General features: G+C 61.9%; 20 protein-coding genes. 7 read left to right on the top strand and 13 right to left on the bottom strand.

Annotated elements, in window-relative coordinates:
- Positions 1 to 28: 28 nt before the first annotated feature.
- Positions 29 to 1315 carry a M28 family peptidase gene (locus tag D0B32_RS05135; protein ID WP_181969717.1) on the bottom strand — a complete coding sequence of 429 codons (1287 nt, stop codon included), beginning with the start codon at positions 1313 to 1315 and terminating at the stop codon, positions 29 to 31.
- A 136-nt stretch (positions 1316 to 1451) separates the two neighbouring features.
- Here D0B32_RS05135 and D0B32_RS05140 point away from each other — a divergent pair, with 136 nt between their 5' ends.
- Complete coding sequence (locus D0B32_RS05140) at positions 1452 to 2366, top strand: LysR family transcriptional regulator (RefSeq protein WP_181969718.1); 915 nt, start codon at positions 1452 to 1454, stop codon at positions 2364 to 2366.
- A gap of 33 nt (positions 2367 to 2399) precedes the next feature.
- Here the strand turns inward: D0B32_RS05140 and D0B32_RS05145 are convergent, their stop codons facing one another.
- From D0B32_RS05145 to D0B32_RS05155, 3 genes are all read right to left on the bottom strand, one after another.
- The gene (locus D0B32_RS05145) at positions 2400 to 2567 is read right to left on the bottom strand and encodes a DUF2934 domain-containing protein (protein ID WP_117332566.1); all 168 of its coding nucleotides are present in this window, start codon (positions 2565 to 2567) and stop codon (positions 2400 to 2402) included.
- 220 nt (positions 2568 to 2787) lie between these two features.
- Entirely contained in the window at positions 2788 to 8343 is a 5556-nt protein-coding gene (locus D0B32_RS05150) for an ATP-binding sensor histidine kinase (protein ID WP_117332567.1), read from the bottom strand.
- Between the two features lie 324 nt (positions 8344 to 8667).
- Positions 8668 to 9258, bottom strand: a complete 591-nt coding sequence (locus D0B32_RS05155; protein WP_181969719.1) for a TetR/AcrR family transcriptional regulator — start codon at positions 9256 to 9258, stop codon at positions 8668 to 8670.
- Positions 9259 to 9513: 255 nt separating this feature from the next.
- On the opposite strand from D0B32_RS05155, the gene D0B32_RS05160 reads away from it, so the two are divergent.
- Together D0B32_RS05160 and D0B32_RS05165 are read left to right on the top strand one after the other, a co-directional pair.
- On the top strand, positions 9514 to 10383 hold the full coding sequence (locus D0B32_RS05160; protein WP_117332569.1) for an SDR family oxidoreductase: 870 nt from the start codon (positions 9514 to 9516) through the stop codon (positions 10381 to 10383).
- 345 nt (positions 10384 to 10728) lie between these two features.
- Positions 10729 to 11598, top strand: a complete 870-nt coding sequence (locus D0B32_RS05165) for an SDR family oxidoreductase (protein ID WP_117332570.1) — start codon at positions 10729 to 10731, stop codon at positions 11596 to 11598.
- A gap of 133 nt (positions 11599 to 11731) precedes the next feature.
- On the opposite strand, the gene D0B32_RS05170 is transcribed toward D0B32_RS05165, so the two are convergent.
- Together D0B32_RS05170 and D0B32_RS05175 are read right to left on the bottom strand one after the other, a co-directional pair.
- Positions 11732 to 12181, bottom strand: coding sequence for a hypothetical protein (locus D0B32_RS05170; protein ID WP_147329494.1), 450 nt, complete (start codon positions 12179 to 12181; stop codon positions 11732 to 11734).
- A gap of 66 nt (positions 12182 to 12247) precedes the next feature.
- On the bottom strand, positions 12248 to 12754 hold the full coding sequence (locus D0B32_RS05175) for a DUF3331 domain-containing protein (protein ID WP_117332572.1): 507 nt from the start codon (positions 12752 to 12754) through the stop codon (positions 12248 to 12250).
- Between the two features lie 231 nt (positions 12755 to 12985).
- On the opposite strand from D0B32_RS05175, the gene D0B32_RS05180 reads away from it, so the two are divergent.
- A complete protein-coding gene (locus tag D0B32_RS05180; protein WP_117332573.1) occupies positions 12986 to 14170 on the top strand; it encodes a thiolase family protein in 1185 nt (394 codons plus the stop codon).
- A 51-nt stretch (positions 14171 to 14221) separates the two neighbouring features.
- Complete coding sequence (locus tag D0B32_RS05185) at positions 14222 to 14800, top strand: methylated-DNA--[protein]-cysteine S-methyltransferase (protein ID WP_117332574.1); 579 nt, start codon at positions 14222 to 14224, stop codon at positions 14798 to 14800.
- On the opposite strand, the gene D0B32_RS05190 is transcribed toward D0B32_RS05185, so the two are convergent.
- On the bottom strand, positions 14797 to 16200 hold the full coding sequence (locus D0B32_RS05190) for an alkaline phosphatase family protein (RefSeq protein WP_117332575.1): 1404 nt from the start codon (positions 16198 to 16200) through the stop codon (positions 14797 to 14799). The two genes, D0B32_RS05185 and D0B32_RS05190, sit on opposite strands and share 4 nt — an antisense overlap.
- Before the next feature lie 89 nt (positions 16201 to 16289).
- Positions 16290 to 17195: a LysR family transcriptional regulator gene (locus D0B32_RS05195; protein ID WP_259294879.1), complete on the bottom strand. Its 906-nt coding sequence runs from the start codon at positions 17193 to 17195 to the stop codon at positions 16290 to 16292.
- A gap of 119 nt (positions 17196 to 17314) precedes the next feature.
- On the opposite strand from D0B32_RS05195, the gene D0B32_RS05200 reads away from it, so the two are divergent.
- On the top strand, positions 17315 to 18163 hold the full coding sequence (locus D0B32_RS05200; RefSeq protein WP_117332577.1) for an oxidoreductase: 849 nt from the start codon (positions 17315 to 17317) through the stop codon (positions 18161 to 18163).
- Positions 18164 to 18239: 76 nt separating this feature from the next.
- Here D0B32_RS05200 and alsS read toward each other — a convergent pair whose 3' ends face one another.
- From alsS to D0B32_RS05220, 4 genes are all read right to left on the bottom strand, one after another.
- Positions 18240 to 19916 carry an acetolactate synthase AlsS gene (gene alsS, locus D0B32_RS05205; protein WP_117332578.1) on the bottom strand — a complete coding sequence of 559 codons (1677 nt, stop codon included), beginning with the start codon at positions 19914 to 19916 and terminating at the stop codon, positions 18240 to 18242.
- A gap of 10 nt (positions 19917 to 19926) precedes the next feature.
- Positions 19927 to 20757: an acetolactate decarboxylase gene (budA, locus tag D0B32_RS05210; protein ID WP_117332579.1), complete on the bottom strand. Its 831-nt coding sequence runs from the start codon at positions 20755 to 20757 to the stop codon at positions 19927 to 19929.
- Between the two features lie 193 nt (positions 20758 to 20950).
- Positions 20951 to 21562, bottom strand: a complete 612-nt coding sequence (locus D0B32_RS05215; protein ID WP_117332580.1) for a hypothetical protein — start codon at positions 21560 to 21562, stop codon at positions 20951 to 20953.
- A gap of 502 nt (positions 21563 to 22064) precedes the next feature.
- Positions 22065 to 22946: a cation diffusion facilitator family transporter gene (locus D0B32_RS05220; protein WP_117332581.1), complete on the bottom strand. Its 882-nt coding sequence runs from the start codon at positions 22944 to 22946 to the stop codon at positions 22065 to 22067.
- 226 nt (positions 22947 to 23172) lie between these two features.
- Between D0B32_RS05220 and D0B32_RS05225 the strand changes: the two genes are divergently transcribed.
- Positions 23173 to 23748, top strand: a complete 576-nt coding sequence (locus D0B32_RS05225) for a dihydrofolate reductase family protein (RefSeq protein WP_117332582.1) — start codon at positions 23173 to 23175, stop codon at positions 23746 to 23748.
- Positions 23749 to 23859: 111 nt separating this feature from the next.
- Here the strand turns inward: D0B32_RS05225 and D0B32_RS05230 are convergent, their stop codons facing one another.
- A complete protein-coding gene (locus D0B32_RS05230; RefSeq protein WP_117332583.1) occupies positions 23860 to 26049 on the bottom strand; it encodes a prolyl oligopeptidase family serine peptidase in 2190 nt (729 codons plus the stop codon).
- Positions 26050 to 26114: the final 65 nt, after the last annotated feature.

Below are 26114 nucleotides of genomic sequence, written 5' to 3' on the forward strand. Positions count from 1 at the left end.
GGCGTGTTCATGCACTGCGTCGCGGGACTCATGCAAGCCTCGCAAACGATTCGCTCTCACGCGTTGCACAAGCGATCACGCTGCACACAAACTCGAGGGCACGCTCCAGTTCGGCGGGGTCCACCTGGTCGCGCCGGTCGCTTCCCGACAGAATATGCCGGACCCGCGAATGGGGCTCGTCAAAGCCCGCCAGCAGCCGGAACGCCGGTATTCCAGAGCGCGCAAAGTTGTAGTGATCGGAATTCGCAACCAGCGGCAGATACGTGCTCACCTCGATGCTGGACTCGGCGCAAGCGGTTTCGACCAGCCTCCGCAGATGCGGAAACCCGCTGATCAGCGCCGTGAGGTTCGGCGAGCCGGCAACGATGTCCAGATTAACATTCAGTTTGATGTTGCGACACTCGTCCTCGGTCAGTTGCGCGAGATAGTGCGCGGAACCGAACAGCGCCCACTCCTCCGCGGTAAACAGAATGGTTTGCAACGCGTAGCGGGCTGTCCGGAACTGCGGCGCGAGCCGCCGGGTGGCCGCGAGTGCTACGGCAACGCCCGTGGCATTGTCCAGCGCACTTTCGCCCAGCGGATGCCCGTCGATATGCGCACTCAGCAGAATACGGGGAAGAGCGGGGTCGCCAATGATCAGCGATGGAATGCCGGCGTGAACGATGCTCGCGAGACCGTCGAGAAAAATGCGCACCACGGTTTCGTCAGACCTTTGCGCACGAAGGCGCGCTGCGCAGGCGTTCGAGATATAGCCGCAGGGGATGGGATCGAAGCCCTCCAGCGTTTGCGAGGCGCCGGAAAGCAGGCCACCGTCGCCCGTTGGATTCAGCATGAGCACCGCCTTCGCACCGTGGCGGATCGCGAGCCGGATTTTCTCGCGGCGATGAACATGCGTCGGCGAAAAGGGATATTCATGCTCCACCAGCAGAATTTTGCCGATGGCGGCATCGCCGATGTTCGCGTAGTCCTCCGCGCGGCCCCGTCCGAGATCGAGGACCGTGCCGGTCAAGCCCTCCGCAGGCGTGGGCACCGTGCGCAGCATGGGTTGACACTCGAATGACTCACCGTTGCTCACGAACGTGAGTCGGGAGCGCGTCGTGCACCAGACTGGAACTTCGAGGCGATAGCACGAAACCTGACCGCCAATCTCGCTCAGTTTGTCGTGGGCCCATGTGACCGCTTTCTGTTCACTCTCGCTGCCAAGCAACCGTCCGCCAAAATCGCAAAGGCTGGCGAAATCTTCGTGAAGTGCGTGGTAGTCGCGATCTGCCACTTCGCGCGAGGTTCCGACATGACAGGGGATGTCTCGGTGCATGTTCGTTGCCGCCTCTGCGAGCATTTATTCATGCTAGTAGTAAAACCCGCTAGTAAGGGACGAACCAATATAATCTGATGCACGAATACATAACATCTGGTTATAGGAAGGAGGATCTGTGGCTCGGGCAGCAGACTTGAACTATCACCATGCCGAACTGCTGTTTCACGTGTTGAGGGCACGAACCTTGACCGACGCGGCGCAGGCGCTGCACATCTCTCAACCTGCGGTTACAAAACAGTTGCGGTTGCTCGAAGATAACTTAGGTGTACGACTCTTCCAGAAGGAAGGCAGAAAACTGGTGCCCACAATGGAAGCGCTGCTGCTTGCTGAAGAAGTGGAGCGCACCCGGGCAGGTCTGATGTCGTTAAATGCGCTCGCCATGAGGCTGCGATCTGGCGTGGCCGGCAATCTGGTGGTGTGCGCAGTGCCCGCGTTGGCACAGGCATTATTGCCGGCCACGCTCGGCACCTTTAGACAGACTCACCCTACCATCCAGGTGGAGATCAAGGTCGAGAACTCCTGGCGCATCATGGAACTGGCCGAGTCGCAGCAGATCGATCTGGGCATCTGCTATCCGTTCCGCGAGATGCGGCAGGTGGACGACACGCGGCTGCTCAGTTCGAGAATTGTCTGCGCCGTCAGGCAGGATGACGTGTTTGCTGGCAAAGACAACGTGAGCCTGGGGGACTTGCGCGGCAGACCGGTGGTGATCGTCGATTCGATGAACACGAGCACGACCGTGAAAGAAATCCTGAACACGCACGGCGTGGACCGCAATGTCGTCTGCACGGTCTCCACATCCATGCTTGCCTGCGAGATCGTGCTGAATACGGGGGCTATCGCGCTGATAGATAGTTTGACGGCGTCGGCCTACCGGTCGCGCGGCATTGAATCGTTTCAGTTGCTGCAGTTGCCGGTGAGGCCGGTTTCACTGCTTCGGCCTAAGCTGCGCACCATCAGTCAGTTTTCGGAAGCCTTTGTGAGCGCGCTATCCCAGCACGCGGCCCGCTTCGACGAGTCAGCCGTCAAGGTCTTGGGAGACGCATGACGGCCTGTCCGGCGCGCTTGCCGCATAGTGTGTTCAAACCGGCACGGTGGCCAGTTGCAAACCGGGCAGCATGCCGACAGTGGCTAGCTGCGTGCGTGCTTTTTCCCAGTATTCCTGGGCGCGTCCTTCCGGGCTTCCATCTATTTCCCAAAGGTAAAACGCAAGTGCATGGATCTGTTCCTCGGAAACGGGCACGTTCATTTTCAATCTCCAATCAGAAAATCAGGCATGTCGATCTGCAGGGGACGTTGTCATTCGGATAACGCACGCGCTGCTAACACCTCGTAATTTAGGCGCGATCGTCCGTTTTTCTATCGTTGGATCGTGAAATAACAATTCATCTAGTCGCCACAATGCGTGGCGCAGGCGTGGACGACGCAGTTCAGCCCTTATTTTGCGTGCTTTTCGTGGACCAGGCGCGTCATCGGGGCGCGGTCAAATCCGCGTTTGGCATGGAGCGCAGATCGTCGTCATGGGCGTGCACGGGCAAGGTGCAGCAGAAGGCCGCGCCGCAAAAGTCACGGGACACACTCGGCTCGTTCGAGGTATTCGTGCAGATCCACAGGCGGCCGCGATGCGCATCCACGATGGAACGACAGATGGCGAGCCCCATGCCCATACCGCTCGCCTTGGTCGTATAAAACGCATCGAAAGCGGATTCGACCTGAGCGGGGTCGATGCCCGGCCCGGTGTCCTGCACGACCACGTGGACGGTGTTTGCCTCATCCGCGCGGGAGGCGATGCGCAAGACGCGCGCGCGGTCCTGTACCGTGGACATCGCCTCGATCGCATTCACGGAGAGATTCAGAATGAGCTGCTGCAGTTGCACGCGGTCGCCATACACGGTTGGCAGACGGTCAGCGAGATCGAGCGACACCTGGACCGACTGCCGGATCGTTTCCGCCCGGATGAACTGCACCACACCGCGAATCACTTCGTTGATGTCCAGTTGCGCCTTCGCGGGCGTGATCTTGTTGACGAGCGCGCTCGTTCTGTCGATGACGTCGCTCGCGCGGCGGCCGTCCCTGACGATGCGCTCGATCGTCTGCCGCAGCTTGGGCAGGTCGGGTACTTCGTGATCGAGCCACCTCAATGCAACGTACGCGTTGTTGAGGATGCCCGTCATCGGCTGCTTGACTTCATGGGCGATCGAAGCGGTGAGCTGGCCCATCGTCGCGACCCGGTTGGCGTGCTCCAGTCCCATGCGCATGGTACGGAGCGCTTCCTCGCCGCGTCGGCGTTCGGTGAGGTCGAGTACGAAGGAAATGCCTTCTTCGGAAGTGTCGTTGGTGCCGGCGGAAGCGACCAGCACCGGCACGCGGCTGCCGTCCTTGCGAATATATTCTTTCTCGTAGGGGCCAATTTGTCCGGTTGCCCGCAGATCCCACAGCCACAGGTTGTTCATGCGCTCGCGATACTCGAGCGAGGTCAGCGATTTCCAGCTTAGCGCGCCCGCATGCAGGTCTTCGCGGCTATAGCCTACGATTTGCAGAAAGGCATCGTTGGCCTCGACAATCGACCCTTCGATTTTCCAGAACGTAATACCGACGAGATTCGCGTCGACCAGTTTGCGGATTTTCGCCTCACGTTCCGCGAGATCCAGATAGAGCCGCGCGTTATCCAGCGCGACGGCCGCCTGCGAAGCGACGAAACGCAACACCGATATGCGTGCCGGCGTGAACACGTCCGGTACGAGATTGTTTTCCAGGTAGAGCACGCCCGTGAGCTTGCCTTGATTGATCATGGGCAGGCACAGCATCGAGCGACTTGCTTTCTGCTGCACATAGGGGTCGTCCGCCAGCGCGGGTTCGTTCATCGCGTCGCGTACGATCAGGGTTTCCTGCGACCGTGCCACTGTATGCACCACCGTCAACGGCAATTCCGCCGCTGTCACAGGACGGTCGCTGCGGCGCACGCAGAGTGTGCCGTTGTCGAGGGCCACCTCGGCGGCAATGCGTTGCTCCCGTCCCTGCGTGAGGATCAGCACGCCGCGCCCCGCGCCCGCATGCTCCATCGCCGTACGCAACAGCACGTCGATCAGCCGGTCGGGCATCATTTCGCGCGACACGTCCTGCGAAACCTTCAGGACCGTCGCCAGATCGAGATGCTCGACCGGCGTCTGGATCGTGCCGGTCAGTCTGGAGAGATGCGACTCGTCGAGCAATTGCGCGTTGACTTCGCCCAACTGGCGCGCCTTGCCCGCCGCACCCCAACGCAGATAACACTGCCGCGCGCTGCGCAGGTGGGCGTTCGCCATGGAAGGCAGATTGCACGTCGTGCAGAACGCCGACGCACGTTCATGCGCCAGCGCTTCGATGTAAATGACGCCGTCGATCCGTGCGAGCGAAATCGCTTCCTCGTAGCGGTGCAGCGCGTCGAGTTCGTGTCCCTGTATGCGCGCGATTTCAGCCGCGGCGAGCATCGCGCGGCTTACGAACGTCTTCGGCGCGTGAGCGGCCCAGTTCTCGAGTTGCGCATGATGGGCGATCAGGCGCTCGAGGCAAGCGGCGTGCCGTCCCCTCGCGAGCGAATCGGCACGCATGGCCCACGCCAGCGCGCCATAGAAGTGATATTCGGCGTGTTCGATCTGCGTTTGCGTGGTCCACAGGACCGGCCGGATTCTCGCGATGGCACGAATCGCGGCGGGCGTATCGCCCGCGAAGACGCTCGCCTGCAGGCGGCGAATCCAGTAATAGCATGCGGGTAGCGCAAGTTGCGCTTGCCCCTTCACGCGCTGTTCGAAGACGCTCTCGCTGAATTCCGCGTCGTCGAAGCTGTGCATGTCGCGGGTCGAACCGCGCAGCACGCGGATCAATGCCCGCTGCGCGTGAATCACGTCGACCACGAGACCGAAGCGCGCCTTGCGGGCAAATTCGAGGTTGCGCTCGGCCTCCTGCTCGACCTCTTCGAGCGCGTCGCCCGAGGCGATACGGTTCGCAATCACGTCGGCGCAAGAGTAGGTCGCATACGACAGGTCGCCCGTCGTGACGGCGACGTCGAATGATCGCCGCAGGAAATCGATGGATACGTCGAGCGGACGCGACCAGTTCGCGACATGCACGGCGAACACCAGATACACGCGAGCGCGAAACCGATCGAGCCCGCGTTGCTCGACGAGATTCAGCCCTAACGTGCCGAAGCGGATGCCCACGTGGTAGTCGTTGAAGTACGAGCCGAGAATACTGCCCAACCATGCATAGGCGAGCGACGAACCGTGACTGTTGCCGTGTTCGAAACTGAGAGTCGCCATGCGGCCGACGATCAGCCGGAACAGGTTCAGATTCGTGAATAACGCGGGCGAGGTGAGCACCGTCAGCACGTCCATCGTCGCGCTGCGTTCGGCGCTTTGCATCAGCGGCAAATCGAGCAGGCTTTCAATAGGCGCCCGGGCGATCTGTTGCCACACCACGTCGTACGCTTTGGCGACGTCGTCGGCGCTCGGTCGAGCCGGCCAGTTGCCCTCGATCCGTTGCAGATATTCGAGGCCGGCGCGGACTGCGTCGTCGCTCTGATCGAGGGTGGTATAGAGATTGATGCGCACGCAGGCCACCGCAGCGGCGTCGACGAGGTTGCGCGCGCGCTGCGCGAGGTTCGCGAGGCGTGCCTCGGCCTGCGCCATGTCGCCCTTAAGGTACAGGCTTTCGGCGCCATTGAGTTCGAGATCGAAGACCAGTTGATAGCAGGTGTCCCATGCGGTGTCGGACAGCAGCTCGCGGCCGGTGGCGTAATAACGCGCGGCTGCGTCGTAAGCCGCCGATGCCTTGGCACGATTGCCCGCAATCAGTTCAAGCGCGGCAACGTGTTCCCGCTCGGACTGGTCGGTAATCAATGACGCGCCGCGGCCAAACTGGTTGACGATCTCGAAGATGTTTTCGCGCAGCATATCGAGCGAAGCGCGGGCCGACAGTGCCCGGCCTATCGTCAGATGGGTGGACGCGCGGGCTTCTTCGGGAATGAGCGCGTAAGCCGCTTCACGGATGCGGTCGTGCAGAAACGTATAGGCGCCGTTGGCTTGCAGCAGCATGCCCGATTGCACCGCAACCGAAAGCGCGGCATGGCAGGCGGCTTCGGGCTGCGCCTGCGCAAGCGCGAGACTGGCAGCGGACACCGCGCCACCGAGGCAGGCCAGTTCGCCCAGCACGCTTTGTGTCGCGGCCGGCAATCTGCCGAGCTTGGTCGCCATCAGATCCGCGACGTTGTCGGTGAAGCCCTGATTGCGGATGCTCGCCAGGTCCCAGCGCCAGCTCGACGCGTTCGCGTCGAACGTCAGCAGGCCCTGTTCGGCCAGGGCGATCAGAAACTGGATCGAAAAGAAGGGATTGCCGGCGGTTTTTTCAAACACCAGCGCGGCCAGCGGCGCCACCGTGCTCGGCCGCAGGTGCAGGGTATCGGAAATGAGCCGCGCCACATCGGGCTCACGCAGTGGCGCGAGTTCGATCTCCCTCACGCGCTGACTCACACTGCGCAAACGCGCGAGCCGCTTCGTCAACGGGTGACCGTGGCCCACCTCGTTGTCACGATACGCGCCCACGATCAGCAGGTAACGCACGTCGGGGTGCGTGATGAGATGCTCGATCAGATCCAGTGTGGCGGCGTCGAGCCATTGCAAGTCATCGAGAAAGAGAGTGAGCGGATGTTCGCGGCGCGCAAACACACTGACGAAATGCCGTAACACCATCTGAAAGCGCGTCTGCTGATCTTGCGCGGGAATCTCGGGTGGCGGCGGTTGTTCGCCGATGACGGCGGTGAGATTGGGGACGAGCGCCGTCATCAACTGGCCATGCTGGCCGACCGCATCCTGAAGCGCGTCGCGCCAGCCCTGCATCTCCTCGTCGCTTTTGCCGAGCAGTTGCGATATCAGGCTCTGAAACGCCTGGGCGACGGTGGCATAGGGAATGTTGCGTTTGAATTCGTCGAATTTGCCCGACGCAAAGAGCCCACGCAGCGGCACGAGCACCTTGTGCAGTTCATTCACGACCGACGATTTGCCGATGCCGGAATAGCCCGACACCAGGATCAGCTCTGGCATTCCTTCGGATACCATACTATCGAACGCGGCGAGAAGGGCGCGTATATCGGTCTCTCTGCCGTAGAGCTTCTCGGGAATCAGCAACTTGTCGGGGATGTCGCGCGCGCCGGGCGGGAAGGGATCGATATCGAAGGGCGCGTCGGGCCCGATCAGACAGCGGCGTAGATCATGTTCGAGACCGGCCGCGGTCTGATAGCGCTCCTCGGCCGTTTTGGCGAGCAGCTTGAGGACGATGCGCGAAATCTGCAACGGCACGTCTACGTGCCGCTCGGGCAGCGTGGGGCTGCGTGCGATGTGGCAATGTACCCATTCCATCGGCTCGGCTGCGGAAAACGGCAGCACACCCGTGAGCATCTGGTAAAAGACCACGCCGAGCGAATAGAGATCGCTGCGTGCGTCGATCGAGCGGTTCATGTGACCCGTCTGCTCGGGCGCCATATACGCCAGGGTGCCGTCTATCGTTTCCGGCGGCGCGATGGGCTGACGTTCGCGCGGGTTGGAGGTGGCGAGGCCAAAGCCGCGCAAACGGACCGTACCGGCGATGGCGTTGACGAGAATATGCGCTGGTTTGAGGTCCTTGTGAACCAGGCCACACTGATGAAGCTTGCCGAGCGTGGCGGCAATCTCGATGGCCAGTTGCAGGAAATGATCGAGTTTGAAGGGTGTGCCGAGTTGCCGTTCGAGCGGCTCACCGCCGGAATCCTCGAAGAGGAGCGTGGTGCGGTCGTCCTGCCATGTGAGTTCGAGCGGCAGGACAGCCCATGCGCGATCGAGCCTGTCGCGCAGGGAGAATTCGTGTGACATCCGTTTGAGACTGGCGGCCGTTGGCGTGTCGCCGTTGGGACGCATGGCGAGCACTGACGTTTTGCTGCCGTCAGCGAGCACGCGCCACGCGCGAAAAAAGACGTGGTCGCTATCCTGCGTCAGGACTTCGAGGTTGCTGTCCATTGCTGCAATCTCGCGCAAACTCGTTGACGGATGCGGTGGCCATCATCGGCCTCGGGCACGAAAGCGGCAGCGCGGCATGCAGCAAAGTGTCGTGTACCGAATGGCAGGTTATCACGCAGGCACGCGCTGCGCACTTGGGTTAGCGTCGATTTCCTGCCGCTGGTGATGGGACAAAAGCGGGCGCGCTGTGCCGGTGTCGGAGGCTTTCTATCATGTGTAGATGCACACGATGAGGGTAAACACGAGACCAGGTTTCGTGAGCTTCCGAGGGGCTTCGTGCCCCGCGGGCAGCGTGCAGGATCACGCGAAGGTCAGTGTGACGTGTTACGCCGCACGGCTCTTTTTTGGGGCCGCGCTTGTAGCAGGCGACCCAGGCCAGGCCGACATCGCAATGTCGACGATCGTCTCGAGTTCGGGGTAAGGCACACCGTCATGCGCCTGAATGCCAATGCTCTGCACCATTGAAAAGTAGAAGCGGCTCAGGCCGTTCACATCTGTCGAGTCTGGCAGCTCGCCTTCCTTCATGGCGACTTGAAGCCGCTCGCGAATGATGTCGAGCCAGGCCTCGCGCGCCTGCCGGATCGCCGTGACGACGTCGGCGGGCATGTCTTCATCGGTCGTGGCAAACGTCACCATGCAGCCACCCGGATGCGCTTCGTCATTGGTCAACTCTTTTGCCGTTGCCAGTAAAAGTGCCCGGATGGCCGCGCGCGCCGGTTCGCCATTCTCGAGGTGCTGCCATAGCAGGGTTCGTGTGACCCGCATGTAGAGATCCACCGCCTCGACGTAGAGCGCTTCCTTGCTGCCGAAGGCGGCATAGAGGCTCGGCATGCGAATGTCCAGCGCCTCACCCAGGTCACGCAGCGAGGTGGCGTGAAAGCCCTTGCGCCAGAACAGCAGCATGGCCTCAGTCAACGCTTTTTCCCGGTCGAACTCCCTTGGACGTCCTCGCAACATCACCTACCTCACCTCGCCAAAACCGATATCTGTAGTGTACGTTAAAAAAATCCTTGACGCCAGAAATCGGGCCGCCTATATTCCGTAACGTTCGTTACAGAAAAAGCGCTGGCAAGGCATATAGCGACTTCTGCGCAGGATCGGTAACGAGGCTCATAGCGGAATATCCAGCAGGTTCCACACACTTGTAAGCTTCTTTTTAAAGGAAACATGATGTCCAGGACGATCCTCATCACCGGCACCTCGAACGGTTTTGGTAACGACATTGCGCAGACGCTGGCCGCTGCCGGTCACCGCGTATTCGCCACCATGCGCGACGTGAACGGCCGTCATCGCGAAGCTGCGCAGGCGCTCAACGCCAAGGGCATCGAAACGCTCGAACTCGATGTCACGGACGATGCGAGTGTCGACGCCGCCTTCAAGGCGCTCTTCGCAAAGACGGGCGGCAAGCTCGACGTGCTGATCAACAACGCCGGCATCGCAGCAGGCGGTATTCAGGAAACCTTCACGCCGGAACAGACCCGCGCGATGTTCGATGTGAACGTGTTCGGCATCCAGCGCGTGACGCGTGCGGCGCTGCCGAGCATGCACCGGGCGAAGAGCGGGCTCATCATCAACATCGGCTCGATTCTCGGCCGCGTAACGCTGCCGTTTTTCGCACTGTATGGCGCCACCAAGCACGCGGTGGAAGCGGTGACCGAGGGCTATCGTTACGAGCTGTCGCAGCAGGGCATTGACGTGGTGCTGGTGCAGCCCGGCCCCTATCCGACGAAGCTGTACACGGCGATCCAGAAGCCGGCCGATCCGGCCCGCGCGGAGAGCTATGGTGACCTGACGAAGTTGCAGGCGGGGTTCGAGGAATTCCTCGGTGGTCTGTTTGCTTCAGAAGGCGCGCCCGACCCGCATGATGTTGCGAAGGCAATCGTCGACGTGGTGGCGAAGCCGGCCGGCCAGCGTCCGAATCGCGTGACCGTGGGGCTGGATTTTGGTGCGATTGCGGCGAATACGGCCATCGAGCCGATTCAGGCGAAGCTGGTGGGTGATATCGGCATGGCACATCTCAACGCGTTGAAAACCGCCTGACGTTTTGGGTTAAGCGGAGAGGGTCACGAGGGCATAGATAACGCATGCCCTCGTGACGAGCCACCACTTCACGCTGACTGCGAAGCGATACCTTCGTCCAATTGTGGCGCTCATGCCGGTGTGATGTACTCGTGATGACGACCTCGCGGGAGGCTGATCCTCGCGCGACGCTCACGATCAGGCGCGTACGCGTCGAAGATCATCGTTTCGGGCTGCACCCCGACTTACGTTTCATTGCACAGCGGATTCCGGCGCTGAACCTCACGACAACGACTGCGAGGTCGCTTTCGCGTCGCTTCGTCGCCGTCTTACTTCAAACGCATCGGTCATTTCAAAGGAACCAGGATGTCCAAGACGATCCTCATCACCGGCACCTCGAACGGTTTTGGTAACGACATTGCGCAGACGCTGGCCGCCGCCGGTCACCGCGTATTTGCGACGATGCGCGACGTGAACGGCCGTCATCGCGAAGCCGCGCAGGCGCTCAACGCCAAAGGCATCGAAACGCTTGAACTCGATGTCACGGACGATGCAAGCGTCGACGCCGCCTTCAAGGCGCTCTTCGCAAAGACGGACGGCAAGCTCGACGTGCTGATCAACAACGCCGGCATCGCGGCGGGCGGCATTCAGGAAACCTTCACGCCGGAACAGACTCGTGCGATGTTCGATGTGAACGTGTTCGGCATCCAGCGCGTGACGCGTGCGGCGCTGCCGAGCATGCACCAGGCGAAGAGCGGGCTCATCATCAACATCGGCTCGATTCTCGGCCGCGTAACGCTGCCGTTCTTCGCACTGTATGGCGCGACCAAGCACGCGGTGGAAGCGGTGACCGAGGGCTATCGTTACGAGCTGTCGCAACAGGGCATTGATGTGGTGCTGGTGCAGCCCGGTCCTTATCCGACCAAGTTGTATACGGCGATCCAGAAGCCGGCCGATCCGGCCCGCGCGGAGAGCTATGGCGATCTTTCGAAATTGCAGGCGGGCTTCGAGGAATTCCTGGGGGGTCTGTTTGCTTCGGAAGGTGCGCCCGACCCGCATGATATTGCGAAGGTAATCGTCGACCTGGTGGCGAAACCGGCAGGCCAGCGTCCGAATCGCGTGACCGTGGGGCTGGATTTTGGTGCGATTGCGGCGAATACGGCCATCGAGCCGATTCAGGCGAAGCTGGTGGGTGATATCGGCATGGCGCACCTTAACGCGCTGAAAACCGCCTGACGTTTCGGGTCAAACAGGGGGCGTCACCAAGGAGGGCCGCGTTATGCGGCGCCTTGGTGCGCCGCTTTGAAATCAACGCGAGACCTTGCGCGGCTCTGCAACCCGCGCTCCCCGCGCATTCACCACGTCAAATTCACCACGTCAAATACGCGCCCGTTTGCGGCGGTATGGACTGATCGATCTGTTTGCCGGCTGTGAACACAGCCGCGAAAGGCGCGATACGAAGTTGCTCGTCGTGGAGCGACACCATCTTCGCGATGATGTCGAACCCGTCCGCTGCAAGAAACCATTTGCCCAGTTCCTGACCATGCAACAGGGCGGCTTGTGCTGCGTCCTGAGCGGCGAGCCGGTCTTCCTGGGAGAGCTGGCCGTATCCATCGTCGGCAAGAACCCCCGCCAACGCGACTACTTTCATCAGCGTATGCAGATGCTCGCTCGAACCCATTCCGAGGCGCATCATTTCGAGCGCAATATGGTGACGCAACGACAGGCTTTCTACGAGAAGGTCGGGCAGCGGCAGCAAGCTCGCCTTGATGGCTTCGAGCACTTCAACGACGCTGCGTGACCGCTTGTGGGGATTCATACGATACCGCCGACTCATATTGATGACGACATTGCTGCGATCATGCGCGCAATCCATGCGTGCAAATCATGCATGCAACTCACGCGGCTGCGCGTGAATTCTGGATTGCTGCACGTCACGCACGCAAGGCACTTCATCGTTGTCCGAAGTGTTTCGCGCGGCCAAGCCTTGCTCCAGTTTTTCCAGTGCTTCCGCCAGGATGACGTGACACACATTGCCGGGGCTGCGGCCTCGTGCATACGGCTTGTAAATGGGATCGCCACGATGAATGGTCGCGCCGCTCAACGCGCAAACCGACCGGCTCCTCGAGCTGCGCAATTTCCAGCACTGTTCGCCGTATCTTCCTGTGGTCGCATCACACCAGCAGATCCACACCACGGACCGGGAGGTGCGTTCGAGAATCGACACATAGGCGGACGGCGGTATGCCGCATTCGACGGCACGCTTGCGCCATTTGTCATGAAGAATGCTGTCGTCCCGAAGCACGTCGGGCGCATCGCAACACTTGTCTGTCGACGAGACCCGCGCAAGAACCTTCACGGTCTGCTCCCATACATTGCTTTGAGTTTCCATTTCACTCTCCACCGGAGGCAACGTTGTGCACGGGCTGCCGTCGAAACATCACGCGGCCGTCTGCTCGACATCGATGAGGCAGTGTGACACGACACTTCCCCACGCCACAATTAGACGAAGGTACTGCCCGCGAGGCGCTCAGCGAGCTATATGGATTACGCTTATAATCTTTGAAAGGGCATGATTTAGTCAGATTTTTTCGGCCGACGCCGACCTCGAACAGGAGCTGTGATGAACGCACGTGAAGTCGTGATTGCCTGTCCCGTGAGAACGCCGATTGGTGCGTTCGGTGGATCATTGAAGGACGTCCCTGCCGTGCAACTCGGCGCGCTCGTGGTGCAGGAGACGCTACGGCGAAGCGGGCTGGATGCCGGCGCGTTGTCGTCGGTGGTGATGGGTAACGTCATTCAGGCGGGCAACAAGATGAATCCTGCCCGGCAGGCCGCGATACATGGCGGGGTTCCCGTGTCCGTGCCGGCGCTGACCGTGAACCGTGTTTGCGGTTCGGGCGCTCAGGCCATCGTGACCGCCGCACAGGAAATTGCACTCGGACTCGGCGACGTCGCGGTGGCGGGCGGCATGGAAAACATGGACCGTGCGCCGTATCTGCTCGAAAGCGGCCGGTGGGGCAAGCGCATGGGCCACACGGAGATGCTCGACAGCGTGTTGCGTGACGGCCTCGACGATGCATTTTCGGACCGTCATTCCGGCTGGCATACCGAGGACCTCGTGACGAACGCGGGATTGTCGCGCGGCATGCTCGACGAGTGGGCCGCGCGCTCGCAACAGCGCTTCGCGGCGGCGCAGGAACGTGGTGTGTTCGGCGCAGAGCTGGTCGCGGTGCAGGTACCGGGACGCAAAGGCACGGTCGAGTTCGCGCGCGATGAGCAGCCGCGCCCGGATACGACCGTCGAGGTGCTGGCGAAGCTGCGCCCCGCGTTTCGTCCCGAAGGTTCGATTACCGCGGGCAATTCGCCGGGGCTCAACAGCGGGGCGGCAGCCATGCTGGTGGCAGGGCGCGACTACGCGGAAAAGCAGGGTATCGAGCCAGCGGCACGCCTCGTTGCATACGGTATCGCTGCCGTCGAACCTGGCCTCTTCGGACTGGGCCCGGTGCCGGCGGTCCCCATTGCGCTGGAGCGTGCGGGCTGGCAGTTGAGCGACGTGGAGCGCATCGAGATCAACGAAGCGTTTGCCGCTGTGCCGCTGGCGGTCGCCGCCAGGTTGGGACTGCCGCAAGACATCATCAACGTGGAGGGCGGTGCGATTGCACATGGTCACCCAATCGGCGCGACCGGCGCGGTGCTCGTCACGCGGCTGATCCACTCCATGCGCCGCGATGGTTTGAAACGCGGCATCGTGACCCTGTGTATTGGCGGCGGTCAGGGCATTGCCCTTGCCCTTGAAATGATCTGAAGCCGGGCGCAGATGGTGAACGTCGCTGTTAGTCAACCTTGAGAGTCAGATATGGAGCCGCATCCATCCTCACCGTTTTTCTATAAGACCATTGCGTCACCCGTTGGCAAGCTGACGCTGGTGAGCAGTTTCGCGGCGCTGGTCGCGATCCTCTGGGAGAACGACCGGCCTGGCCGGGTCCGTCTTGGCGCGTTGCACGAGGCGACGAACGATCCGACGTTGCTCACGTTGGAAAGTCAGCTGGGAGAGTATTTCGCGGGCAAGCGTAGCGAGTTCGACATCCCGCTCGACTTTCGCGGCACCACGTTCCAGAAGAAGGTCTGGCACGCGCTGCTCCAGATACCGTACGGTGAAACGCGTACGTATGGCGAGATCGCGGTGTCGATCGGCAGCCCCAAGGCGGTGCGTGCCGTCGGCGCCGCGAACGGGCGTAATCCCATTTCGATCGTGGCGCCGTGTCACCGCGTGATCGGATCGTCAGGCGAACTGACGGGTTTTGCCGGCGGTCTCGATCGCAAGGAACGGCTGCTGATTCTCGAAGACGCGCGCTGGGGACCGAAGACGGCGAAACAGGCCGCAATGGTCCACGCAGAGACGCTCGATCTGTTCAGTGAGCCATCGGCCCATTAAGAATTCGCCTGCGACGTCCTGCGCTTGAAGAAGTCCACTGCGTGCTGCCGGGTGGTCATCGGCGCGACAGTCGCCGCGGGATCGAGTCCGAAGCGGCGCGCGGTGCCTGACACGAGACTCTTCTGCAGATCGTTGAGCGGTTCGCTCGGCGCCGGCTGCACGAAATTCGCCAAAGGACTCTCGATGCCCGGTATATCCTCGCGCGCCGCGCTCAAGGTCAGCACCTGTTCGAGGGTCGGCGCGGCGGCGATCCGTTTGCTCGGCAGCATTTTCGACGCGGGAATATCGAGCCAGTCGCGCAAGGTAGCGAGAATGGACGTGTGGTCGTACGGCACCGCCGTGGGTGAGCGGAACACCGTGCCGGGCGCGATATAGGGCGATACCACCACCATCGGCACCCGCACGCCAAAGCGGTCGAATCCAAACGCTTCGTCTCCCGGCGTGCTGGCGTCGTCGGGCGGGATTGCGCCAGCCGGCGGCAAGACATGATCGAAACAGCCGCCGTGCTCGTCGAAGGTGATGATGAGCAAGGTTTCCTTCCAGCCAGGCGAAGTGCTTACCGCAGTCCAGATGGCATGAAGAAACGCGTCGCCGGCGAGAACGTCGTGCGGCGGGTGCTGGTCGGTGGGGTCGACGAGGAAGCTCGGTTCGATAAACGAGTATTGCGGCAGCGCATCGTTCGCGCAGGCATCGACGAACGCGGGAAAGCCCTTGAAATGCGACGAAAGCGTGACATCCCACAGCTTGGGGAGCATCGTGCGTGTGAGCGACGGTGTCAATATCGTGTCACTGTAGACCGACCAGCTGGCGCCGATCGAGACGAGCACATTGAAGATGGTGGGCATGTCCCACTTCAGCGGGTCGGGTGGATTGCCGTTGTTCACATGCCCGTTCGACGTGCCGGTATGCACGAATGCGCGGTTGGGCCACGTCTGACTCGGCACGGAGGCGAACCACGCGTCGGACACCGCGTACGAGCGCGCCAAAGTGGTCAGCACGGGTAATTGCGCCGTGCTGTGGCATTGCATGACCTGGGTTGCGTCGGTGGCCGTCGTGGTCTGGTAGTTGATCACGAAGCCCTGCATCGGCGTGGGTGGCGAACCGCCTATGGCGGAGGCCGGCCCGAGGATTTGCTGCGTGACGTTGTCGAAGGTCTCTTGCGGATCGGGATTGGGCACCGTGCTGCTCGCCGCCGCCGTTGTCACCGGAACTGCCGCGCCCGTTTTCGAAGGATTCGACATGCTCGCCTGAACGCCGTCGAATTGCGCAGAACTCCCGGCGGGAAGCACGGTGGAGGGCGTGCTCCCTGCGGGATAGAGCCAGCCAAGCATCGTGTCGAGCGAACGGTTTTCGAACATCACGACCACGACGTGTTCGACGTTTTCAAGGATATTCGGCACGGATCAGTTCTCCTCGTGAACAACGGCCCGCTCATAACGGTAGCCTGGATACGGGCAATCACCAACCACGGTTCGACAAATTCGCGCGGCTAGGCGCGCAGGCGCTTCACCAACGCCGCCAGCACCGGCGAAACCTGCTTGCGTGACGGGTAATAGAGGAAGAAGCCGGCAAACGGCGCGCACCATGCGTCCAGTACCCGCATCAGCCGTCCGCTTTCAATATGAGGCGCGGCCTCGTGTTCGAGCACATACGCCACGCCGAGGTCGTCGACGGCGGCTTGCAGCATCAGCTCCGGCTCGTTGAAGGTGAGCGGTCCCGGCGGCGCCACTTTCAGTTTTCGATCGCCGTTCTCGAACTCCCATGCATACAGGCTGCCCGCGCTTTCCATCCGGTAGTTGATGCAGCGGTGTTGCTGAAGGTCTTCAGGCGCTGCCGGCGTGCCATGCGTGGAGAAGTACGCGGGCGACGCGACCACCGCCATCCTGAGCGGCGCGCCGACCGGCAGCGCCACCATGTCCTGTTCGAGCTTCTCGCCGAGACGGATACCGGCGTCGAAGCGGCCGGACACGATGTCCTGGAACGCGTAGTCGACGATCACTTCGACGGTTGCTTCCGGATAGGTGGCGCAAAAGTCGTTCAGCACGGGCCGGATGACGGCCTCATAGCCTTGTCGTGTCGCGGTGATACGCACCGTACCGGAAATGCAATCACGCGTTCGGCCAAGCTCGGACAGCACGCCGTCGATCGCATCCAGCGCGGGTTCCAGCGCCAACAGCAGGGTGTGTCCTTCCGCGGTGGGCGCCACGCTGCGGCTGGTGCGGCGCAGCAGCGGATAGCCAAGGCGGCTCTCCAGACGCTTGATCGTGTAGCTCAGCATGGAATTGGACACGTTCAATTCCGCGGCGGCACGCGAGAAGCTTCGGGTGCGTGCGACTGCCGCGAAGGCCGCAAGGTCATCGAGCACGCCACGCGACATCGTTTTATCTGATTGCATGACCCATGCGAATTGTCCGGGATGATTGAATGAATAGTCGCATCTATGCTTTCTTCTGGTCAAGGCACCGGCCGACGCCGGTGCCGTCACGCGAACGTCGAACATGAAAGGGAGCAGCGATGCTTGATGACAACGCAGTGTGGATGATTACGGGAAGTTCGTCGGGGTTGGGCCGCGCGCTGGCCGAGCAGGTTCTGGAACACGGTTATCGCGCGGTCGTCACGGCGCGCCAGCCGGATACGGTGCGCGATTTGACGGAGCGCTACGGCGAGCGAGCGCTCGCGGTGGGCCTCGATGTTACGGATGTCCGGCAGGTCGGCGCAGCGGTCAAGGCGGCGCACGAGCGTTTCGGCCAGATCGACGTGCTGGTGAACAATGCGGGCTACGGTTATATCGGCGCCATCGAGGAGGGCGAAGATGCAGCGATCCGCGCGCAGTTCGATACCAACATTCACGGCATCATCGCCATGATGCAGGCCGTGCTGCCGGGTATGCGCCAGCGCGCCAGCGGACACATCGTCAATGTCAGTTCAATAGGAGGACTGACCACCTTTCCGAACGTCGGCTACTATCACGCCAGCAAGTATGCAGTGGAAGGGCTTTCGGAAACGCTTGCCAAGGAAATGGCGTCGTTCGGTATCGGCGTGACAGTGGTCGAACCGGGCGCCTTCAGGACGGATTTTCGCGGCCGCTCGATGCAGCAATCCAGCGTGCGGCTCGCCGAGTTTGCGTCAACCCTGGGTCAGCAGCGCGATGCCCTGCTGGCCTCGGACGGCAAGCAGCAGAACGATCCGGTGAAAGGCGCGCTCGCCATCATCGAGGCACTGAAGGCGCCGCAACCGCCACTGCATCTGCTGCTTGGAGCCGACGCACTTGAACTCGCGCGCAAACAGCTTGCCGCACTGGCTCGCGAGTTCGACACCTGGGAGACGCTGACGCGCAGCACGGCGTTCGACGAGGCGAAATAGGCGGCGCGTTGGCAACGGCGCTCCATCGGAACGTGGGGCGCCGTGCTGTCTGCGTCGCGATCAGTGCAAATCCGTCTCAGTGGAACGCGTTGTCGTGGACCATTTCGAAGAGCTTGTGATTGTCCCGGTAGTCCACGTGCACGCCCACCACCACAGGCCCGGGTATTTCGAGCGCCCGCTTCATCACCGGAGCAATTTCATCAGCGGTACGGATCATGAGACCAACCGCGCCGAAGGCCTCGGCATACTTCACGGTGTCCACCGGTCCCAGTTCGATGCCCGACGGGCGGCCATATTTGGCGATCTCCTGCACTGCGACCATGTTGTACTCGCCGTCGATCATCACCAGATGCACGAGGTTCGATTTCAGCCGCACCGCCGTTTCGAGTTCCATGCTCGAGAACAGGAAGCCGCCATCGCCGGAAATCGAAATGACTTTTTCCGTGGGCCGCACGAGGGTCGCGGCTATTGCCCACGGCAAGGCAACGCCGAGCGTTTGCTGGCCATTCGTGATCAACACCTGACGCGACCGGAAGCTATACAGATGGCGCGCAAACCACAGATGAAACGATCCCATGTCGAGGCAGAGCGTGACATCGGGTTCGAGCAGTTTCTGCAGTTCATGCACGATCCTGAGCGGATGAACCGGTGTGCCATTGAGTCGGCCCGCTTCCTCATCGAGGCGTGCACGCTCTTCCTTGATGGAACGCAGGATCGTCGTCGACACCGACGATTGCTGCGTGCGCTTGACGAGCGCATTCAAGGCCGTGAGACTCTGCGCGATATCGCCGGTCAATTCGACGGTTGGGCAATACCAGGAATCGAGATCGGCGGGCAGTGTGTCGACGTGAACGATCAAGCGGTCGCGGTTCTTGTTCCACAGCGTGGGCCAATATTCCACCGGATCGTAGCCCACCGTAATCACCAGGTCCGCGGCATCGAGTAGGCGGTCCGCAGGCTGATTGGCCAGTTGACCCACGCGGCCGCCGAAATCTTCCAGCAAGTGCGCGGCAATTGCTCCAGCGGCCTGGAATGTCCCGACCACGGGCAAGTGATTCGCGGCGATCAACTCGCGCACGGCGTCGGCATTGGCCGGTTTGCTTGCCAGCAGGCCGAGCAGCACCACCGGCGTTTGCGCTGCGTTGATCAGGCGGGCGGCTTCCGCGAGCGCGCCGCTGTCGGCAGGCCCTTGACCCGCGAATGCAGGGGCAACCAGCAACTTGCCCTCCGCGGGCGCCGCCATGACGTCGCGCGGCAAGCTGACGAAGGCGGCGCCGGGACGACCCGACTCGGCCGCGCGAAAGGCGTTGCTGAGCACTTCCGCAACCGCTTGCGGCGCGCCCACCGAGGCGCTGTATTTGGTGACCGGTTTGCAGATCGACACCGAATCCATCGTCTGGTGCAGATGTTTGAGCGCCTCACCCGTGGCAACCGCGCCGCCCAGGGCGACAACCGGATCGCCTTCGGAGTTCGCGGTGGCGAGCCCGGTGACCAGGTTCGAGACGCCGGGCCCCGAGGTCGCGATGCACACGCCGGCTTTGCCTGTCATGCGGCCAATGCCGCCGGCAATGAACGCGGCGTTCTGTTCATGGCGGCACACGACGGTCTTGATCTTCGAGTCGACGAGCGTGTTGAACACCGCGTCGATCTTTGCGCCAGGAATGCCGAACACGTATTCGACGCCCTGGCTTTCGAGCGTCTGCACGACCAGGTCGGCGCCGATGCGCTGCGCGTTGTCAGTTTCGTTAGACATGAAGCTACTCCTAATGAGCCTGTTCGGCGTAAGCGAGTTCACCCGCGGAGTTCTTGCTCAGATCCGCCTTGAGGAACGATTCGTTTTCGGGCAACGCGAGATGAAAATCCGTGAGCGCTTCGATACGCAGGCGCAAAGCAGCGGTAGAGCATCCGAGCAGATGGCCGCCATGCGCGCGGTCTTCGGACAGGAAATGAAAGTGATAGCCGGCAATGCTGAACGCGCTCGAAAAGCCCGGCGACCACAGGCCGACGAGCGTGCCGCGCACTTCGCTGAGTTCGAACTCGGACTGCGTCTTTGCAGCGTCGATCAGGCGCGCACCGCTGGCAGGCGGACTCACTGCGCGCATGCGGACCTGATGGAACTGACCATCGAGACGCACCGCGTAGAAAATATTGTTCGAGCGTCGATGCTCATCGCAGCGTTGCATCACGGCGTCGTATGAATCAGCCGGTGCAATCTGGAGGTCGACGTCGGGGGCAAAGCGTGTCACGACCGCGAACGGCGCGCGCGCATCGGCGGGCGCTTCTGTTACGGTTCCGTCGCCGCGAGCGCGGTAAATATGACCGTCGAGCACGACCATTTCGCCGTCGAGATTCTCGAAAGTACCCAGACCGAAATCACCGTGCTCGAGGATGACGTCGGACGAGACGGCGCCCGTGTACACCCCTTCGACCAATGCGCCGGAAGTGGACACCTGGAAGAGCGTGTGCAACGGCGTGTGCAAATATTCCGCCAGCGCTGATGCGACGATGGACGACGCATTCAGCCCCGTCTTTGTCATTTCATCTTTGAGCGCGCGGTCCAGAACGGCAGGAATGATCAGATTCAACTCGGGCATGGAGCGTCTCCTCCGCGAAGTCCAGCAAGATCATGCTGGAAAGAACGAACGGGCCCGCTGCGATGAACGTGGAGCGAGGCCCGTCAAACCAGAGTGAAGATAGTGCGCTCATTTCCTGGCCAATCCAATCACCTGGATGGGGGAGAGGGGCGATATCTGGAGACGCGTAAAAACGCCGGAGCGCCACACAAAACTAACGGAAGCCGTACACCAGGATTTTCTTTCCTTCGAAGCGTTCTTGCGCGGCCTGCTCGCAATACGGTGGACACACCACGCCGTCCGGTGTCGTGCCCGAAGCGGTGATGCCTCGGGAAGCAACGGATTCGATGAGCGTGCCATCGGCAACGACCACGATTTCGAGGTCGGTCTGCACACCGGCCGGCGTCGGTCCGCCAGCGGAATAAACGATCTGCATGGTGCCGGTGCAATCGGAATTCACCGTATACGTACCGCTCTGATACGGGTTGAAGGTGGTCTGCCCACCTTTCGGCACACCGCCTATCATGCCGAAGTCGGTGCGCGTAAATTTGCCCGCACCGTCGAACGTCACGAGCGCAACGTCATCGAGAATCACCGAGGACGCGAACGTATGAACCTTGTTATCCGGGCCGATCAAACCGAGAATTTCTCCGTGACCGGTAAAACCATACGCGCCTCTGAGCGTCGCGTTGGAGCACAGGCGGCCAGGGCCGCCGGGCCCGCCAGGATCACCGGCGAGCGCGGCATCACTCAGTGAGAGCAGGGCAACGGTGATTGCCGACAACACTCCGAATTGCCGGAGTTGCTTGCATTGCTTGATCTTCATGGTCATCTCCTTTCCGTTCAATCGAGCGCGCAACAGCACGCCGCGCAAGCGCTGAAGCTTCGCGAGACGAAACGCGCAGTTGAAGTAACTGAATCTAGAAATTCGCTGCGACGATACGGGGCAGCGCCGCTTGCGGGAACGAGCGAAAAGAGAAACAGGGGCCGTCGCTGCGGCGGTCGGTTCCCGCGCGGGATGCGAGAAAGACTCGACGTTGGCCAGCGCAATCTGTTGGCGCAACGCTTGACCAGGCCGCTATGTTTCGCCTGGTGTTGGCGGATACGTGCCGAAGGTGTGCACGAAAGTCCGCGCAATGGTGACTTCGTGGGTCAGCCACGCCTGAAGGTCGCGTGGCAGGAGAAAGCGTAGTCCACGATATTCGCGGCGACCAGATGAATATCGGACAAAAGGCAGGCGCATTCGGATCGCGCGCTGCGAACACGGGGCTATCGTGAGAAGGCGCGTAAAAGGGATATGGTTTGCACTGCAAAGGGGCACGGCAACATCAAGGCTGCTTGCTGACGAGGTCGTCGAGACGCTCGTCATCAATGCCCGCAGGTTCCAGATGCGCGGTCACGTCGGCGGCGTCGAACAGACCTTGCACGGTCTTTTCCGCACGATCGGCAATCGCATGGCCCGCCGCAACCGTGAGCGCTCCATCCACCTCGACATGGAATTCAACGAAGACGCGATCGCCGCCGTTGCGCGTGCGGAGATCGTGCACAGCCTGCACGCCCTCGCAGCGGAGCAGGGCTGCTTCGACACGCGCCCGCTCGTCGAGATCCAGTTCGCGATCGAGCAGCTGGAACAACGCGTCAGCCGCCATACCGCGCGCGTTCCATAGCATGTAGGCGGAGATGGCCAGCGCGCCGATGGCGTCGGCGCGTCCCCAGCCGAGAAAGCGTTCGAGCAGCAGGGCAATCAGCACGGCCAGGTTTACCGCCACGTCGGTCACGTAGTGGGCCCGGTCTGCTGCAATGGCGGTCGAGCCCGTGCGCTTCACCACCAGGGTTTGCATCGTCACGAGCCCGGCTGCGGCAAGCGTGCTGCCAACGATCACCCAGATGCCGAATCCCGTCTGGCTCAACGCTTGCGGCACGATGAGACGCTGGACCGACTCGACCCCGAGACCAATCGCTGCGGCGGCGAGCAGCAATGCCTGCACGAAGGCCGCGACCGCCTCGGCCTTGCCATGCCCGTAGCGGTGTCCCTGGTCGGCAGGGCGCGCGGCATAGCGCACGCCGGCAAAGGTCACGGTGGACGCGACGACGTCGACCAGTCCATCAGCCGCGGAAGTCAGCAGGGAGATCGAGCCCGTTGCCAGCCACGCCCAGACCTTGATGACGACCAGTCCCAGCGCCACCACCAGTGCCACGATTGACGCCATTCGTCGAAGTGCACCATCTGACAGGTTGTCGGGCATGGGTCCAGTCTCTCGTCAATGCGTTGAAGGAGGGGGCGTCGTGCTTCCCGTGAAGCAGGGTTCGCGTGCTGGCCTTTCATCCATAGTTTCATATACTAATGCGTCCAGGTGAATCGGCTGGGTGCCTGGAACGCAGGGCAGGGGCGAGTCATGGCTGCATGATGCGCACCACCACAATCAGGGAGACGCAATGCGAACACTCAGAATCATGGAGCACATTTCGCTGGACGGCGTGATCCAGGCCTCCGGTGAAGACGGCTTTCCCTACGCGGACTGGACCGTACCGTATCGCACGCCGGTTGGCCGCGATGCACTGCTGGCCGAACATGGCGAGCGCTTTGACCTGCTGCTTGGCCGCCGCACTTACGACCTCTGGTCGGCATTCTGGCCAACGGCACCGGCCAATCCGATGGCGGATCGACTGAATGCGGCCACCAAACATGTCGCGACGCGCCGTCCCGACAGTCTCGCGTGGGGTCCGTATGAATGGCTCGGTCCGGACCTCGTGGAAGGCGTGCGCCGCATCAAGGCGCTGGAAGGGCCTGGCCTGATTCTGTGGGGAAGCTCCACGCTGACCTCGATGCTGCTCGAACAAGGTCTGGTGGATGAAATCCTGCTGATCGTCTATCCCGTGTTGCTGGGAACCGGGAAGCGTTTTTTTGCGGAGGGAACGCCGCCGTGTTCATTCGAACTCGTCAGCACGAAGGCGACGCCCACCGGCGTCAACCTTTGCGCTTACCGGTTTGGCGGCCCTTTGAAGGTCTAGCAAATCGAGCCATCGGCCCGGCGGCGGGCGCGCCGCCGTGCTGGCACACAGTGCGTTTTTCATGCGGCCAGGCGCTGCAATTGCAACGCTGACGCCCGGCCGCTTACGCGCTCAGTGCTTCGGCTGGAAGCCCGAAATGCCCATCTGCCACAACGCAAACGACCATTCGTCAGCAAGCTGGTTGGCGCGCTGCGAAACGCTCGAACCCATGCCATGCCCCGCGTCGTAGTCGATGCGCAGCAACACCGGCCGGCCGCTGCTGCTCGCGGCCTGCATGCGTGCCGCCATCTTCAGCATATGCCACGGCGAGACGCGCGGATCGTTGGCGCCCGTCGTGAAGATGACGGCCGGATACGGCGTGCCGTCGTGCACGTGGGCATAGGCGCTCATTGCGTAGAGGCCGTGAAAGCCGGCTTCATCCGAGGCTGAACCCATTTCCGGCACGTTCGGCGGTCCATTCGGTTCCGTTTCGAAACGCAGTGCATCGGACAAACCCACGTCGTCCATCACCACATGGAACAGTGCCGGGTTGATCTCCATGGCGCCGCCCATCACGATGCCGCCCGCGCTCGCGCTATTCGCCGCGAGGAACTTCGACTGCGTGTAGTGCTGGTCGATCATGTACTGGGCGCTCGCGTTGAAGTCGAGCATCGTATTGATCTTCCACTGCTTCTGACCGGCGCGGTGCCATGCGTCACCATACTCGCCGCCGCCGCGCATATGCGACACGGCGACGATGCCGCCATGCGCGAGCCAGGCCTGCCATTGCGGACGGTACACCGGGTCCATCGAGAGGCCATAACTGCCGTAGCCGAACACGATGGTCGGATGCGAGCCGTCACGCTTCACGCCCTTCTGCGCGATGATCGACACCGGCACGCGCGTGCCGTCGTAGCTGGTGGCAAACTCGTCGTGCGCCTCGTAGGCATCAGACTCCGTCTTCGACGGCGGCACGAGGCCGGTATCCGTGGCCGCATTGGTCTTGGGGTCGTAGGCGAACTCACGCGGCGCCTTGACCCAGCCTTGCAGGCTGAACATGGCGCCGGGCTGACGCGGATCGGTGCGCAGACCCGCCACCGTGCCGCCAAACGGCAACGCGATATCCTGCGTGTCCTTGCCGTCGAACGAAATGCGCTTCAACTGGAAGCTCGCCCCCGCGCGTTCACCTACATACATTGCATCGCTGCCGAGCGCGAACGTATCGATCACGTTCTCGCCTTGCGGCACGACCACATCGGCCTTCGCGAGATCCGGATGCGCCGCCGGCATGGAGAGAATCTGGAAGCGTGAAGCACCTTTCTCGGACAGCAGATAGAGCCGGTCGCCGCGCAATTGCACGTCGGTCACGCCGTCTTCCGTGCTCGCGATCTTCTGCCACGGCGTATCCGCACCATGAATCTGGTCGAGACGCGCCACGTAGAAGATGTTCGGGTTGTTGTCCATGTTGTGATTCACCACCGCCACGGCGTACGGCGAATCCGGCGCGAGCAATACATACGTGCCCTGGCCTTCGGCCACGTCGAGCTTCGCCGACACGCCGCGGCCGAACACGGCTTCATCGCCATCGCCGCTGGTGTTCTGGCCGAGCGTATGGAGGAAGGTCACCGCGTTGTATTCGGTCTTCGACAGCGGCGTGTCGGGGCCCGCTTTCGGATAGCGCAGGTAGAAGAACGAGCGGTTGTCGTTACGCCACGAGACGACGCAGTCGCTCGTGCGGTCGATCGTCTCGGCAAGGTCGCTGCCGGTCTGCAGATCGGTCACATGCAGCACGCTCTTTTCCGAGCCGCCTTCAGAAACGCCATAGGCGACATAGCGGCCGTCCCAGGAAGGCGAGTACCAGTCGAGCGCGACGTGATGCGCGCTATCTTTCGCGAGCTTCGCCGGATCGACGAGCACATGCTCCACGCCGTTCACGCCGTCACGATACGCGAGCTTCGGCAGGTTTGCGCCCGGTTCCAGCACCTGATAAAAAATGCGCTCGCCGCGCACCGTAAAGTCGCCGCGGTGCAGGTCGTTGCCCATCAACGATTCGATGCTCTGCGCCAGCGCCGCGCGGCCCGGAATCGCATCGAGCACCTTGCGCGTGTATGCCGCCTGGCCCTTCATCCAGCTCTGAACTTCCGGGTCCTTGAGGTTTTCCATGTAGCGGTAGTTGTCTACCACCGAAGTGCCGAAGTAGGTATCCGTCACCGGGCGCACGGGGGCAACCGGCGGGGCATCGGCTGCCTGCGCCGCGCCGCCGGCCGTGGCCAGCAGGGTAGAAGTCAACGCAACAGCCAGAAAAGACTTGTTTGATTTCATTGGTGATGTCAGGAAATTGTGGCGCCGCAAGATTACCGCGACTCAGGGTTGCCTGTGAAGAAGAT

This window comes from Paraburkholderia sp. DHOC27 (assembly GCF_003429005.1).
GTDB lineage: Bacteria > Pseudomonadota > Gammaproteobacteria > Burkholderiales > Burkholderiaceae > Paraburkholderia.

What these genes read in the sequence shown, in the direction of transcription:
- alsS (WP_117332578.1), bottom strand. Translation starts at nt 19,916, where the DNA reads ATGTCTAACGAAACTGACAACGCGCAGCGCATCGGCGCCGACCTGGTC.
- D0B32_RS05160 (WP_117332569.1), top strand. Translation starts at nt 9,514, where the DNA reads ATGTCCAGGACGATCCTCATCACCGGCACCTCGAACGGTTTTGGTAAC.
- D0B32_RS05145 (WP_117332566.1), bottom strand. Translation starts at nt 2,567, where the DNA reads ATGAACGTGCCCGTTTCCGAGGAACAGATCCATGCACTTGCGTTTTAC.
- D0B32_RS05165 (WP_117332570.1), top strand. Translation starts at nt 10,729, where the DNA reads ATGTCCAAGACGATCCTCATCACCGGCACCTCGAACGGTTTTGGTAAC.
- D0B32_RS05225 (WP_117332582.1), top strand. Translation starts at nt 23,173, where the DNA reads ATGCGAACACTCAGAATCATGGAGCACATTTCGCTGGACGGCGTGATC.
- D0B32_RS05230 (WP_117332583.1), bottom strand. Translation starts at nt 26,049, where the DNA reads ATGAAATCAAACAAGTCTTTTCTGGCTGTTGCGTTGACTTCTACCCTG.
- D0B32_RS05195 (WP_259294879.1), bottom strand. Translation starts at nt 17,195, where the DNA reads ATGCAATCAGATAAAACGATGTCGCGTGGCGTGCTCGATGACCTTGCG.
- D0B32_RS05180 (WP_117332573.1), top strand. Translation starts at nt 12,986, where the DNA reads ATGAACGCACGTGAAGTCGTGATTGCCTGTCCCGTGAGAACGCCGATT.
- D0B32_RS05200 (WP_117332577.1), top strand. Translation starts at nt 17,315, where the DNA reads ATGCTTGATGACAACGCAGTGTGGATGATTACGGGAAGTTCGTCGGGG.
- D0B32_RS05150 (WP_117332567.1), bottom strand. Translation starts at nt 8,343, where the DNA reads ATGGACAGCAACCTCGAAGTCCTGACGCAGGATAGCGACCACGTCTTT.
- D0B32_RS05215 (WP_117332580.1), bottom strand. Translation starts at nt 21,562, where the DNA reads ATGAAGATCAAGCAATGCAAGCAACTCCGGCAATTCGGAGTGTTGTCG.
- D0B32_RS05185 (WP_117332574.1), top strand. Translation starts at nt 14,222, where the DNA reads ATGGAGCCGCATCCATCCTCACCGTTTTTCTATAAGACCATTGCGTCA.
- D0B32_RS05170 (WP_147329494.1), bottom strand. Translation starts at nt 12,181, where the DNA reads ATGAATCCCCACAAGCGGTCACGCAGCGTCGTTGAAGTGCTCGAAGCC.
- D0B32_RS05135 (WP_181969717.1), bottom strand. Translation starts at nt 1,315, where the DNA reads ATGCACCGAGACATCCCCTGTCATGTCGGAACCTCGCGCGAAGTGGCA.
- budA (WP_117332579.1), bottom strand. Translation starts at nt 20,757, where the DNA reads ATGCCCGAGTTGAATCTGATCATTCCTGCCGTTCTGGACCGCGCGCTC.
- D0B32_RS05220 (WP_117332581.1), bottom strand. Translation starts at nt 22,946, where the DNA reads ATGGCGTCAATCGTGGCACTGGTGGTGGCGCTGGGACTGGTCGTCATC.
- D0B32_RS05175 (WP_117332572.1), bottom strand. Translation starts at nt 12,754, where the DNA reads ATGGAAACTCAAAGCAATGTATGGGAGCAGACCGTGAAGGTTCTTGCG.